The sequence below is a fragment of the Anthropogastromicrobium sp. genome (genome assembly GCF_037349415.1).
GTDB lineage: Bacteria > Bacillota > Clostridia > Lachnospirales > Lachnospiraceae > Anthropogastromicrobium > Anthropogastromicrobium aceti.
Genome location: NZ_JAXWCK010000061.1, coordinates 22,192 through 36,120, shown reverse-complemented (window position 1 = coordinate 36,120; position 13,929 = coordinate 22,192). Strand labels below are relative to the sequence as shown.

The 13,929-nt window shown below is 42.4% G+C and carries 13 protein-coding genes and 1 other annotated feature; all 13 genes read right to left on the bottom strand.

Going from position 1 to position 13,929, the window contains the following annotated elements:
• Positions 1 to 34 precede the first annotated feature (34 nt).
• The gene (locus WJP93_RS13670; RefSeq protein ID WP_337548776.1) at positions 35 to 334 is read right to left on the bottom strand and encodes a hypothetical protein; all 300 of its coding nucleotides are present in this window, start codon (positions 332 to 334) and stop codon (positions 35 to 37) included.
• Positions 335 to 369: 35 nt separating this feature from the next.
• A complete protein-coding gene (locus tag WJP93_RS13665) occupies positions 370 to 2,331 on the bottom strand; it encodes a GGDEF domain-containing protein (protein ID WP_337548775.1) in 1,962 nt (653 codons plus the stop codon).
• Between the two features lie 52 nt (positions 2,332 to 2,383).
• Positions 2,384 to 3,601, bottom strand: a complete 1,218-nt coding sequence (locus WJP93_RS13660) for a rhamnogalacturonan acetylesterase (RefSeq protein ID WP_337548774.1) — start codon at positions 3,599 to 3,601, stop codon at positions 2,384 to 2,386.
• Positions 3,602 to 3,881: 280 nt separating this feature from the next.
• Positions 3,882 to 5,114: a tyrosine--tRNA ligase gene (gene tyrS, locus WJP93_RS13655; protein WP_337548773.1), complete on the bottom strand. Its 1,233-nt coding sequence runs from the start codon at positions 5,112 to 5,114 to the stop codon at positions 3,882 to 3,884.
• 73 nt (positions 5,115 to 5,187) lie between these two features.
• Positions 5,188 to 5,468, bottom strand: a binding site (T-box leader).
• A gap of 98 nt (positions 5,469 to 5,566) precedes the next feature.
• Positions 5,567 to 6,574 (bottom strand): transporter substrate-binding domain-containing protein, encoded by a 1,008-nt coding sequence (locus tag WJP93_RS13650; RefSeq protein ID WP_227101110.1) that lies wholly within the window; start codon positions 6,572 to 6,574, stop codon positions 5,567 to 5,569.
• A gap of 81 nt (positions 6,575 to 6,655) precedes the next feature.
• Complete coding sequence (locus tag WJP93_RS13645; protein WP_227101112.1) at positions 6,656 to 7,390, bottom strand: amino acid ABC transporter ATP-binding protein; 735 nt, start codon at positions 7,388 to 7,390, stop codon at positions 6,656 to 6,658.
• Between the two features lie 3 nt (positions 7,391 to 7,393).
• On the bottom strand, positions 7,394 to 8,071 hold the full coding sequence (locus tag WJP93_RS13640) for an amino acid ABC transporter permease (protein WP_337548772.1): 678 nt from the start codon (positions 8,069 to 8,071) through the stop codon (positions 7,394 to 7,396).
• Positions 8,072 to 8,433: 362 nt separating this feature from the next.
• Entirely contained in the window at positions 8,434 to 9,480 is a 1,047-nt protein-coding gene (locus WJP93_RS13635) for a lysophospholipase (protein ID WP_262535918.1), read from the bottom strand.
• 92 nt (positions 9,481 to 9,572) lie between these two features.
• Positions 9,573 to 10,007 carry a hypothetical protein gene (locus tag WJP93_RS13630; protein ID WP_066561071.1) on the bottom strand — a complete coding sequence of 145 codons (435 nt, stop codon included), beginning with the start codon at positions 10,005 to 10,007 and terminating at the stop codon, positions 9,573 to 9,575.
• 20 nt (positions 10,008 to 10,027) lie between these two features.
• Positions 10,028 to 10,984 carry an ATP-binding cassette domain-containing protein gene (locus WJP93_RS13625; protein ID WP_262535917.1) on the bottom strand — a complete coding sequence of 319 codons (957 nt, stop codon included), beginning with the start codon at positions 10,982 to 10,984 and terminating at the stop codon, positions 10,028 to 10,030.
• A gap of 13 nt (positions 10,985 to 10,997) precedes the next feature.
• Positions 10,998 to 12,038 (bottom strand): ABC transporter ATP-binding protein, encoded by a 1,041-nt coding sequence (locus WJP93_RS13620; RefSeq protein WP_066561061.1) that lies wholly within the window; start codon positions 12,036 to 12,038, stop codon positions 10,998 to 11,000.
• A 12-nt stretch (positions 12,039 to 12,050) separates the two neighbouring features.
• Positions 12,051 to 12,977, bottom strand: a complete 927-nt coding sequence (oppC, locus tag WJP93_RS13615) for an oligopeptide ABC transporter permease OppC (RefSeq protein ID WP_066561059.1) — start codon at positions 12,975 to 12,977, stop codon at positions 12,051 to 12,053.
• Positions 12,977 to 13,927 (bottom strand): ABC transporter permease, encoded by a 951-nt coding sequence (locus tag WJP93_RS13610; RefSeq protein WP_262535914.1) that lies wholly within the window; start codon positions 13,925 to 13,927, stop codon positions 12,977 to 12,979. The genes oppC and WJP93_RS13610 overlap by 1 nt, the downstream gene beginning before the upstream one ends.
• Between the last annotated feature and the right edge of the window lie 2 nt (positions 13,928 to 13,929).

The following is a 13,929-nucleotide window of genomic DNA, read 5'->3' as shown; positions in this document are numbered from 1 at the left end:
ATGATGCTGCCAGAATCTAAGGAATCCCACGGTTTTAACCGTGGGAGTATGTCAAGTTCTCGATTTCAAAACCTTTCTTTTGTTCTTCGCAGAAAAGCGATGCTTTCTCTAAAATCAATGTTTCCAATGATTTGACTTGATCGTCTTCTTCTTCATGATAAAACCATCCTGGACGAATACTTGTATTAACCTCTGCCGGATACCAGATAAGCTCCTTCTCATCCTTTATCAGCTCATAGCTTCCCAAATCCTGATCTGACGCACGGACAATGCGCTCTCTAAACTGCGTATCATCCTGCTTTTGGCTGTTTTCCTGAATCTGGTTCGCACACATGAATACAGGTATTGGGCTGCTGTCTTCTTATAACTTCATCTTGCCTTTCCCTTCTTTTTCTTTTCTTCATACATGATCTTGTCTGCCTTTTCAAGCACCATTGGAATTGAAAGCTCGTCTGTACATAACACAAGCTGGCATCCAACCGACATATCAATTGCGAACTTATTTTTTCCTTGTGCATTATACATGGCAATCTCTTTTTGCACAGTCTCCATCAATTCAATTGCACGCGTTTCATCGCCAATCATCATGAGTGCAAATTCATCACCGCCAAGGCGTCCTGCTATACCATGTACTCCGGCAGCTTTCTTTAAAATATCTGCACAGGCACAAATTGCAATATCTCCTGCTGCGTGACCATAATTATCATTGATTTGTTTTAATCCATCCATATCAGCAAACAGAATAATTGCTTTTCTATTTTTATAAATACGATTCATTTTCATTGCCTGTTCCATAAAGCCACGGCGATTTTTAATCTGAGTCAGCTCATCTCGCTCTGACACAAAATTTAAAATTTCATTTTTGCTTCGAAGCTCCTCAAGCAAAAGCTCGCGCTCGCGCTGAACAGACAAACGCTTTTTTTCTGCATGATACGCCATCAGCGCATTTGCCATTTGAATACTGATCAAATAGACCATGTCCACTTCCTCTGGTGTAATCTCAACACTTAACACACCATACTGCGTTGAGCCAGACTGAAGGCAAAATACACTCGGCTGATGCTGATAGCGTACACTTCCTTCATCATAAAATCCGCATTCTTCTAAAGAGACCTCATTTTTATATTCATCAAATACCTCTACGCGTTCTCCATCCTGACACGCAACCAGATAAATCGTATTTGGAAATTCCCAGCCCTTTTCTATATTATATTCAACTGGATTTCTAAAGACATAAAGCTGCGCCGTTTTAACGCCAAAAAAGGACATTGGCGTTAATGCATTTTTAAGAAATTTCTCACGATCCTGCAATGCAATAAGCATGTTTCTGGAGATCATAGGAACCATCCATGTTTTTTGACGATATACTGTATTTCTTTGTTTTTCATAGACAAATTTTTGCCCCATGTTTTCAATTTGATCAAAACCTGAAAACTGCTTACATGTACAGCCACATGATTCACGAACACATACCTTCGCTGGTATCACAATATTTTTCCCATGACCGCTTCGCGCCAGCTCAAGTGCACTATAAACAGCCATATATCCTGACCGTTCAGAATCCTGATGAATTGTCGTGATTGGCACTGGCACGTGACGAATACGCTCCCAGTCATCAAAACCAGTAACAGCAATATCATTTCCAATATGAAGTCCACGCTTTTCACATTCCTGATAAGCAGTCAGTGCCATCACATCATTAGCACATACTATTGCCTGAAGATTAGGGATTCGATCTAACAGTGCATTTACCTGTGTCTGTACACACTCTGAAAAATCGCCTGTTTCAATGTGGCTTTCATCCATTGGCAGATCATATTTTTTCATAACATCTAAAAATGCTCTTTTTCGCTGGCCGGCATCTGTATTTCCAGGCGGTCCTGCCAAAAAAGCAAAATTATGATACCCATGATCACGCACTAAATGTTCCACTAATTCATACATTCCATTATAATTATCGACAATAATAGAAGTCCAATTAGGTCTGTTGGTCTGCTCATTTATGAGCACACATGGAACATTGCGAAAATATTCCAGATACTGCTTTCCGTAATCACTCTTCATAAAAATGCTCATCATGCCATATGTCATAATTAAGACATCTGCTTTGACATATCTCGCATAATCATAAATTGCACTTTTTTGATAATCCCATCCTATGGATGTATCAGGTGGATACAGCTGCGCTGTATAAGGACTGCTCACATTCATAAAATACATTAACTGCACATCGCACTCCTTTGATGCCTGGTCAATTCCCTTCATAATGTTGATTGCGTGCGGTGAGTTAGCATTGCCAATCACAACCCCTATTTTACAGCGCTCCTGCATTTTTATCCCTCCTTTTTTGAGCCAATAGTCTTGTTTCTATAAAAATCAAAATTTACTTCATCATTTCTGCATCTTTTTTCGCCTTTTCCACAGCTGCCACAAGATTATCCCCGGCACGCTCCATCGCATCAAAGACTTCCTTTTGCTCATCTTTACGTCCTGCTGCCATGCTTGTTCCTGTCAAAATGGCTGTATGCTCATCTGGTGTAAAGTCTTCTTCATCCTGCACATCAATCGCGAAAGTGAGAGGATCTAGCTTGCTCAATTCTCTTGCGATAAAATGTGCAAACAAAAATGAGCCATACTCGTTTGTGTGTGTCATATCTCCCGGGTGGAAATAGACACGACTAGCCTCTTTTCCATTTTTCTTGATCAGATCTGCCGCATATTTATGAAGGTCAATTACAGGCACACCAGTCTCTTCCCCTACCTCAAAAACAGCCTGTGCATGCTCTGCTAAAAGATCATTGTAGGTGCCGTCATCCTTCCAGGTATTGCGCGCAAGCGGTGTTACAAGAATCGGGACTCCGCACAGTCCACGAATCTCATTTACATAATTCATCAAATTTTCTTTATAACCTGTCTGTGCCTGCAAATGTGCCAGTTTCTGATCGTTGTGGCCAAACTGAAACAAGCAAAAATCGCCCGGACGAATATACTTCTTTACGATATCGTAGTGTCCCTCATTGCGAAAGGTTTCTGTGGTAAGTCCGCTGTGCGCCTGATTATCAATAGCTGTACTTTCTCCGATAAAATACGCAAGGCACTGTCCCCATGAACTGTAGCATCCGCCCGGCATATATGGCTTTGGACAAGTCTGATCAGTAACTGTGGAATCTCCTGCCAGATAGATTGCCGGAATTTTTGTCTTTGCAGAAAGCTTCTCTGCTGCCATGCCAACACTCTTTAATTTCGTCAGATCCTCACATGCCACTGAAAAGCCAATCTTTGTGATCGTCATGCACTCGCTGTGAAAACGCGGGATCATCTCACCAAAATGCAGATAAAGTGTTCCCTCAATCACCTCTCCTGCCTTTCTTTTTCCAAGACGCAATAGCTGCTTTCTTCCTGCAAATACAAATAGCTGCTCTATTTCTTTGGCAGTCTCTATTTTATATGTGATGTAATAAATGCCCTCGCCATCTGCATCAGCATAGTAATCAGCTACCTGCAATCCCTGTGCGTTTTCGCTTCCCTCACTGCCTTCCTCAAAGCCGTCACCAAGCTCAGGAATATAGTCTGCCGCCTTAGTATCCAGCGTATGTATCATAATCGTTATATCTCCTCTTATTTTCATATTTCACAGCATCTTGACCGTTTTTATATCGGTTTTAGCGCTCTGATTTGTGTGTTTTTCCAGTTTTGTTTATATAATACTCCCTTTTTATAATTCTTGCAACCTTTTTGTAGGCTATCTTTTGCAAAGCCATTCGGTGCAATGGTTTCGTCGTCGGACCAGTTTTGTTACAGTTCACTGGACGCCCATTCGAAAAAAAGACAGGTATCAACTTCTGTCAATACCTGTCTCTATTATTATCAGTTCGTAATCTTTATGCAACGACAATCTTCTTAAAGTTCTTCTTACCCTTCTTAATCACGAGTCCTTCTGCCGGGATCTCATTTGCTGCAAAGCTCATGCGGATATCTGTTACCTTCTCATCGTTTGCACTGACACCACCCTGCTCTACTGCACGGCGCGCCTCTGAACGTGACTTAGCAAGACCTGCCTTTACAAGAAGACTTAAGATATCAAGCTTCTCACCTTCACCTTCTGCAAAATCAGCTGCGCTAAGCTCAACTGCAGGAATCTCTGCTGCATTTCCTGCACCAAACAATGCCTTTGCTGCGCTCTCAGCCTTCTTTGCTTCTTCCTCACCGTGAACAAGCTTTGTCAACTCAAATGCTAAGATTTCCTTTGCCTTATTTAACTGGCTTCCTTCCCACTTATCCATCTCATCGATCTGCTCAAGCGGAAGGAATGTCAGCATACGGATACACTTTAAAACGTCTGCATCAGCAACGTTTCTCCAGTACTGGTAGAAGTCGTATGGGCTTGTCTTCTCTGGATCCAGCCATACAGCACCTGAAACAGTCTTACCCATCTTCTTACCCTCGGAGTTTAACAGCAGCGTGATGGTCATTGCACCTGCGTCCTCTCCCAGCTTACGACGGATCAGCTCGGTACCTCCTAACATGTTGGACCACTGGTCATCACCACCAAACTGAAGGTTGCAGCCGTATTTCTGGAACAGCATATAGAAGTCGTAGCTCTGCATAATCATGTAGTTAAACTCTAAGAAGCTTAATCCACGCTCCATTCTCTGCTTGTAGCACTCAGCTGTCAGCATTCTGTTTACGCTAAAATGCGGTCCAACCTCTCTGAGTACATCAATATAGTTTAAATTTAACAGCCAGTCTGCATTATTAACAAGCAGTGCCTTGCCATCAGAGAAATCAATAAAACGTGCCATCTGCTTCTTGAAGCACTCTACATTATGCTCGATTGTCTCCTTTGTCATCATCTTTCTCATATCGGTCTTTCCAGACGGATCTCCGATCATTGCAGTACCGCCACCAATCAGTGCAATCGGCTTGTTTCCTGCCATCTGAAGTCTCTTCATTAAGCACAGTGCCATGAAGTGACCTACATGAAGGCTGTCTGCTGTCGGGTCGAATCCGATGTAAAATACAGCCTTTCCATTATTAACGAGATCGCGGATACGCTCCTCATCTGTTACCTGGGCAATCAGCCCTCTTGCTACTAATTCTTCGTAAACCTGCATGATTTTTTCTCCTTTTCTGCGCTTTTATTACTTTCGCCTGAGAACTTTTCTAAATACAAAGCCCCCGTCCTAACAAAAGGACGAGGGCGAAATCTCGTGGTACCACCTTTCTTCACAGTCTGCTCACACAAACTGCCTTTCAAGTACACGCATCCTGTAAAAATAATCCAGTCAATCTGCGAATACTCTGACAAGATAACGGCTGCCACGCCGCTGCAGTCTACTTTTGCAAAATCGCAAGTTCGGTGCAGAGCTCAGAGAGGTATTCCTTATAAGCTTCCCCTGCGCCTCTCACCTACCGGCTGCTCTCTGTTGGTTTCCCTTATCAGTACTTGTTCTCCTCAACGCTGATACACAGAGTATAACAATGTGATTAAAAAATGTCAAGTCATTATTTTTACTATCTTGACTCCGTTAGCTTTTTTCTTTTAAAATATCCAATTACGCTTTTTTTATTTCTTAGAAATATCCATTCCGAAGTACTTCTCAGACAGCTCGGTCAGTGTGCCATCCTTTGCCATCTCATCAAGTGCATCATTTACAGCCTCTAAAAGAGTAACGGTATCATCACCCTTACGAATCGGAATTGCGATCTCCTCTACCTGATCGGAGTAGGTTGCAATCTTGACATCTGCTTCCGGATGCTCTTTCTTGTAATCGTTAAATACAACTTCTGCATTAAGTGTTGCATCAATACGCTTGGAAAGTAACAGCTCGATGGTCTGATTCAAATCATCAACACCGGTAACAGTTGCACCATATGCCTCTGCCTGTGCTGCATAGGTACTAGAAATGGTATTTGCAGTCTTCTTTCCATTTAAATCTTCCATAGAAGAAATCTCATCGTAGTCACCGCGAACGATAACAGCAGTCTTGTTGTATGCATATGGGGTAGAGAAGTTGTACTTTTCTGCACGCTCATCTGTCACGCCAACACCATTTACCATGATATCGTAGCGACCTGCATCCAAACCTGCAAGCAGTCCATCCCATGCACCCTCAACAAACTCAACCTCTACGCCAAGTTTCTCTGCGATGTTCTGTGCTACCTCTACGTCATAGCCAACCAGATCATCATTCTCATCATGGTAGGTCCACGGAGCCCAGGTTCCTTCCATTGCTACGATAATTCTACCACGCTCTTTAATCTGTGCTAAAAGATCATCTGCTGACTCGCCGGTTCCGATTTCTGTAGATACTTCTTCGCTTCCAAGCTCAGTCTCGGCCTTCTTTGATTCTTCCTCGCTCTTTGCCTCTGCGCTTGTATTTACTTCGCCGCTGCCTGCCTCAGTATCCTTGGTCTCGACAGACTTTGTGGCAGTCTCCTTTGTCTCCTGTGCAGAAGTCTTTGCAGATGTAGTACTCTTATCAGATGTACCCTTTGAAGAGCAGCCTGTCAATGCGGCAGATGCAAGCACTGCTGCTGTTAATGTGCATGGAATTAATTTCTTAATTGTCATAATAGTTTCCTCCTCTTTATTTTATGAAAAAGCATTACTGATAGATATTTTCATTATCAGAAATGCTTTTACAAGCAAGAATTACTCCTGAAAGATTCGCAAGAACTCCTTCGTGCGCGTTTCCTTAGGATGCTCAAAAAACTCCTTCGATGATCCTTGTTCCACAACCACGCCCTTTTCCATGAAAATTACACGATTTGATACTGTTCGCGCGAAGTTCATCTCATGGGTAACAACAAGCATTGTCATTCCTTCCTGTGCAAGCCGCTTCATAACCGCAAGCACCTCTACCGTCAGCTCTGGATCTAGCGCCGATGTCGGCTCATCAAAGTAAATGATCTCTGGATTTACTGCTATCGCCCTTGCAATCGCCACACGCTGCTGCTGACCACCTGAAAGCTGAGACGGATAGTAATCACTTCGATCTTCCATGCCAACCTTTTTTAATGCCTCGTGTGCTATTTTATTTGCCTCATCCTTTGGCATTTTTCTTCCGACAATCAAGCCTTCCGTTACATTCTGCAATGCTGTTTTGTTGGCAAACAAGTTATAATTTTGGAATACGAATGCCGTTTTCTTTCGAATACGCGCAATTGTGCGCTTCGGTACCTTATGTAAATCGATCGTCTCGTCATCAAACGTCATTGTTCCGCCATCTGCCTTCTCTAAGAAATTCAGGCAGCGAAGAAGTGTTGTCTTTCCTGATCCGCTAGGTCCAAGAATCGCAATCACATCTCCCTTGTTGACAGAAAGGCTTACATCGTGAAGGACATGTGTCTGACCAAATGACTTTTTAATGTTTTTAATCTCTAGCATGTATTACCCTTCCTTTCTGCCATAGTAGCTTAACTTCTTCTCACCAATACTCTGCAGCTTTGTCAGAACAGTTGAGAAGATCAAATAGATCAGACCGACCTCCAAATACAGCAAAAGTGGTTCATAGGTTCTTGCTACAATCTGCTGCGACACCTTAAACATTTCCGTTACGGTAATAGTCGCTGCCAATGAAGTATCCTTTAACATGGAAATCAATGCATTGAACAAGGACGGAAACGCCGTACGCATCGCCTGTGGCAAAACGATTCTGAAAATCGTTTGTAGATATGAAAGACCTGCACACTGTCCTGCCTCTAACTGACCTGACGGAACCGATTCAAGTGACGCACGAACTGTCTCTGCGCCATAGGCACCTTCATTTAAGGCAAATACAATTACTGCTGCCAGAAATGGCTCAAGTACAAGACCAACATTCATCAACCCAAAAAACACAATAAACAATTGGACGAGCAGTGGCGTACCACGAAAGATCCAGATATAAAAGCGGCAAATCTGCTTTAACACTTTGATGTTCGCAAACTGCACCAACGCAACTATGACTGCAATCACCATTGCCAACGAAAAGGCGATTGCGGTTAACGGAATGGTGACGGTCAGGCCGCGAATGAACATCTTTGGAAAGGAGTCGATAAACAGATTCCACAATCGACTACTAAACATAAAACACCCTCTTTTCTTTTTTGGTTAAATAATTACGCGGCAACTCGCAGGCCGCCGCGTCAAAAACTTAAAAAAACCTACTTCTCCGATAGTTTAATAAATTTTTTCCGATATGTCAATAAAATAAAATCTTATATTTTTTGTACTTTTCTGTTACTGTTCATACCATGCGACTGTTAGTGCTATTGCAATTATCAAAAATCCAAGACCCACAAACCATAGGTGACAGGTACGGTGGTTTGATTATTGTCCCTGGTGGCTCAAGTTTGCGAACTTTTGTTCTTTTTTCAACTCTACTACATTCTAATAAAGACAAAAAAGTCTGAAGGCTCTTTTCTTGAACTTTCAGACTTTTTTACAGCTTACTTGCAGTTCTTATCAAGGAAATCTAGCACTGTCTTTACAAACAGTGGATCCAGATCATTTGCCTGCTTTTTATCAAGGCGGGCAAACCATTTTGAAAGCACCTTTTCTGGAACACGGTTATAATACAAATCGTGAAGCATCTTTAATTCTTCCTTCTTGGCTAGATAATAAGCTGTTCCGCCCTTTGTGAAGAAAATTCCCATGTGATTGCTCTTTCCCGGACGTGTCTCAGTATAGTACTCAACATTTGGATTTGTAATATGGCTTCGCTGCGCGATAATAGAAGATCCCTCATAGCTAATCACTTCATCCTCTTTGCCATGCATAACAAGAACCGGCACGTCACAGCTATTGATGCCATCAATTGCAGACAAATTATAATTCTTACCAAAAATAATACGCTGATAAAGTGCAGCAAACGGAAGCAATAAATCTACCAACAATGTTGGAATGATGCGTCCTGCCGCCTCTTTCGTAATTGCCATTGGACTAGAAAAACCTGAAATTGTAATAACACCTGCAATATTATGCTTAAAATTCAGCACTGCCGCAGCTGTATAACCGCCCCAACTATGACCATATAAAAATACTGGAAGATTCTTTAGTGATGCAGACGCCTCAATATAACCCAAAACTGCATTCAAATCCTTCACAGCCTGATAGAAGCCCACAGATGAAGCTCCTTCACTTTCATACACGCCCGTATAATCAAATGTAAAAACCTGATAACCATCATCCAGCATATATTTAACCATGCTTAAATTATCTTCTCCGCCGCCTGCAATTCCATGGCACACAACAACGAGACCTTTGGCAGATGCTTCTCCATATAAATATCCTGTCAGATGAGTGGAACCAGAGACGATTGTAATTTTTTTTCTTACCATTCCGCTCATGTCCTTATAGCGCAGACTGATTGCGTCATCCTCCTTCTCCTGTCTGGCGAATACCTTGTGGAAAATACCTCTCACGGTCAAAATACTGGCTGCACTTACCGCTGCCACTCCTGCAATGACTGTTTTTCCTTTTTTTGATTTTGCCATAGAATCCCATCCTTTCTCTGATATCTTTGTTCTACAATCATACCCTTATTTACGAAAAAAAGCAAGGCATGTGCCCTGCTTTTTGTGAGCTCTTAAAAGAGTGGGATCACAATCCCGGCGATCACAAGGATCATTCCAGAAATCAAAAAGGCTGCCATCTGACATGCTGCCTTTTCAGATTCATCCAGCTCCTCATACGGCACAATTTCCTCATCAAGGTAGTCTGCAATATCGCCGCCCATGCTTTGCTTTGTTTTTTTCTTTTTATTTTTCACACCAAATTTCTTTTTCGCTGTATCAATAGGTGTTAATCCATCCAAATGCAGATAGGAAAACCATGCACCAGCCATTAAAATAATTCCAACTGCACCCAGTCCAAAGCCAAGCCTTGAAACTCCAATCCGCTCTACATTCACGTATTTATCCCATAGCAAGACGATCACCAGACCGATTAGGGTTCTGGTGATCGTTTTTGTTACAATGGGGCGAATCATATAGCGGTGATACTGTTTTTTCAACCATCTCATGCTCTTCTCTCGCCTCTTCTTTATGCTCTCTCTGCTGCATTGATTGCTTCAATCTCAGCACGATATTTCTCAAGCTCCGGCTCATTACCATATACAAAATGACCTTCAGTAATCTCTACCCACTGTGGCTTAGAGATTGTGTAATCATGAAGCGTTGGATCATAAATCAAAAGCTTTTTCTTCTTCTCGATTTCTGGATCCGGAATCGGAACTGCTGAAAGCAGTGCCTTTGTATAAGGATGCAGTGGATGATGGAATAATTCCTCTGCCTCTGCCAGCTCCACAATACGGCCTTTATAGATAACAGCAATACGGTCTGAAATAAAACGTACTACAGAAAGGTCATGTGCAATAAACAGATATGTCAGTCCTCTTGATGCCTTTAACTGGTTTAACAAATTCAATACCTGTGCACGAATAGAAACATCAAGCGCTGAAATCGGCTCATCAGCCACAACAAACTCTGGCTCCATAATCAAGGCTCTTGCAATACCGATACGCTGTCTTTGTCCACCAGAGAACTCGTGTGGGAAACGAGATGCAAACTCCGGAAGAAGACCAACCTCTCGAAGTGCCTTCTGTACCTTCGCCTCGCGATCTGCCTCATCCTTATACATATGGAAGTTTAACAGACCCTCAGAAACAATGTAATCAACCTTTGCACGCTCATTTAAGGATGCCATAGGATCCTGGAAAATCATCTGGCAGCTCTTAATAACCTCGCGGTCAAGCTCCTTTGAAATCTTTCCATTGATCTTCTTGCCCTTAAAGTAGATCTCTCCGGCCGAAGTAGGATTGATACGGGTAATAGCGCGGCCGATGGTAGTCTTTCCGGAACCGGACTCACCTACCAGGGAGAATGTCTCTCCCTTATAAATATCAAAATTCACATGGTCAACTGCTACAAACTTTTTTCGTCCTTTTCCGAAACTAATCTGCAGGTCTTTGACCTCAATCAGCTTTTCTCTCTCAGCCATACTCATACCTCTTTTACTTATGCGCTCTCATTTTCTGTCTGAGCTGCTGCACAGACTTCGGCGGTTCTATCTTCGGTGCACGCGGGTCCAGATACCAAGTCTTTGCCTTGTGCGTCTCTGAAACTTCAAAATATGGAGGCTCTTCCTCAAAATCAATAGCCAGTGCCTGTCTGTTTCTCGGTGCAAATGCATCACCCTTAATCTTGTTAAACAGATTCGGCGGTGTACCGTCGATCGTTGGCAGTGCCTCACCCTTCACGCCAAGCTGCGGAAGTGCAGAAAGAAGTGCCCAAGTATAAGGATGTCTTGCATCGTAGAAAATCTCATCTACCTTGCCTACCTCCACGATCTGTCCTGCATACATAACTGCAACACGGTCAGCCACGTTTGCCACAACACCCAGATCGTGTGTGATATAAATAACAGACATATGATACTCTGCCTGCAGATTTCTGATCAGCTCCAAAATCTGAGCCTGAATCGTTACGTCCAGTGCGGTGGTAGGCTCATCGCAGATTAAAATCTGCGGCCGGCATGCAACCGCAATAGCAATAACAACACGCTGTCTCATACCGCCTGAAAACTCATGCGGATACTGGTTATAGCGCATTTCAGGATATGGAATGCCTACCTTCTCAAGAATCTGAAGAGTTGCCTTCTTTGCAACTGCTCCCTTAAGACCCTGATGAAGCTCGATACACTCCTGAATCTGCTTTCCAACCTTTTTCAATGGATTTAAGGAAGTCATAGGATCCTGCATAACCATCGCGATTTTCTTACCACGAATAGTCATCCACTCCTTTTCCTTCTTAAACTTTGCCAGATCCTTGCCATCGTACATAATGCTTCCGCCGGTAATACTGCCGTTTCCATCAAGCATACCAACAAAAGTCTTTGTAAATACACTTTTTCCTGAACCTGACTCTCCTACGATTGCAAGTGTCTCTCCATCATACAGATCAAGAGAACACTTACGGATCGCATTTAATTTGTTTCCGCGAAGGCTAAACGTAATTTCAACGTCTTTGGCGGATAATATTGGTTTCTTTTCCATTGTTCTCCCCCCTTAAACGTGATTTCTCGGATCAGCCGCATCGGAAAATGCGTTACCAACCAGATAGAATGTGATAGTAACAACAGATACAATAACTGCCGGGAATACCAGCAAATATGGATAATTCAGGAAATAGCTTCTTGCATTACGAAGAAGGATTCCAAGTGTAGGTGTATTAATATCAAGACCAAGACCAAGATAGGAAAGCGTAGTCTCCATACTGATTGTTCTCGGAATTGAAAGTGCCACTCTTAAGATAATAACACTAATCAGGTACGGTAAAATGTTCTTAAGAAGAATACGGTAAGTCGGAGTACCTAAACATCTTGATGCTAAGTTATACTCGCGGTCACGATACATCATAACAAGGTTACGGATGTTTCTTGCCATTCCAAGCCAGCCAAATGCAATCAAAGAAACTGCCATGATGGTAAAGCTCTTACCGACCATTAATGCAATCAGTGTCATGTAAATGATCTGCGGAATATTATCAATTACATTGTACAGCTCTGTAAAGAAGCGGTCTAACTGACGAACATATCCCCAAAGAAGACCAATAGTAACACCAAGCACACACTCACCGATTGCAACGATACAGGCAAGCTTAATGGATGTCTGTGTCGCATACCATACCTGGCTCCAGTAGTCACGTCCTAAGTTATCAGTACCAAACCAGAACTCTGAGTTTGGAAGGATAAAACCCTTTGAACTATCTGTGACAAGATTACGATAATCGTATTTTCCGATTACAAGTGCAACGAAGGAAAATACAACAAGTGCAACAAACACGATTAAAAGCGCAACTGCACTCTTTTTCTTTAAGAAATTGTGAAATACAGATTTCCAATAAGAATAATTGGAATATCCGATCATCTCGGCCTTTTCAGGGGAGTACTCGACAACCTTAAAGCGTGCGTCATCATTTGAATTGACTGCCATTATCTTGTACCTCCCTTTCCGGTCAATGTAATACGTGGGTCAATGATCATCATCAAAACATCACCCAAAAATACGCCGATGATACCAAGTGCAGCGTATAAAATAACAAGCGTCTGAACAACATTTGTGTCATAACGGTTGATTGCGTCAGTAAGAAGAGAACCCATACCTGGAACAGAGAAGAAACGCTCTACCAGAAGAGAACCGCCGACTGTAAGCAAAATAGAATAAGGAATATACTGTGCAAGCGGAACGAATGCATTTCTAAGCACATGAGTAACCATGATGCGCTTAGAAGAAAGACCCTTCACACGTGCCAGTTTAATATAATCCTTATTTAACTCATCTACCATGTAACGTCTTGTCCACAGTGCATAGCCTGCAATTGACGAAAGAGAAAGACATGCAACCGGCAGAATCATAGACGGTCCTGGATTTCTCGTTGAATACATGGAAGGAAGCTTTAACACATGGGAACCAAATACAAGAACAAGTGAATAAGCAACAAGCGGCGGAACTGCATTTACCAATATCGTGTAAATTGTTCCAATGCCGTCGATGATACCGTCCTTAAAACGTGCCTGAAGCACACCCATAACAACACCAATTACCAGAGAGATTGCAAAGGAGATCAGTCCTAACTGCATCGACATTGCAAACTTTCCACCAATTACCTTTACAACAGAGACACCGCTTTGAATTCGTCGAGACGTACCAAAGTCAAGTCTCAACAACTGCCCATAATAGCGTGTCAGCTGTGTAAAGGTACTATCTAATAAACCTGCTGCTTTAAGCTGATCGTGCTTTTGCTGATCGGTCAGCTTCATTAGCTGGTCCTCGGTAAAATAATAATCCGTAGGCAGCATTCTAAGCAGCAGGAATACGATAGTCACCACAATGAGGATTGTTACAAGAGACTGTAACAATCTCTTTACGGTGTATTTTGCCATAT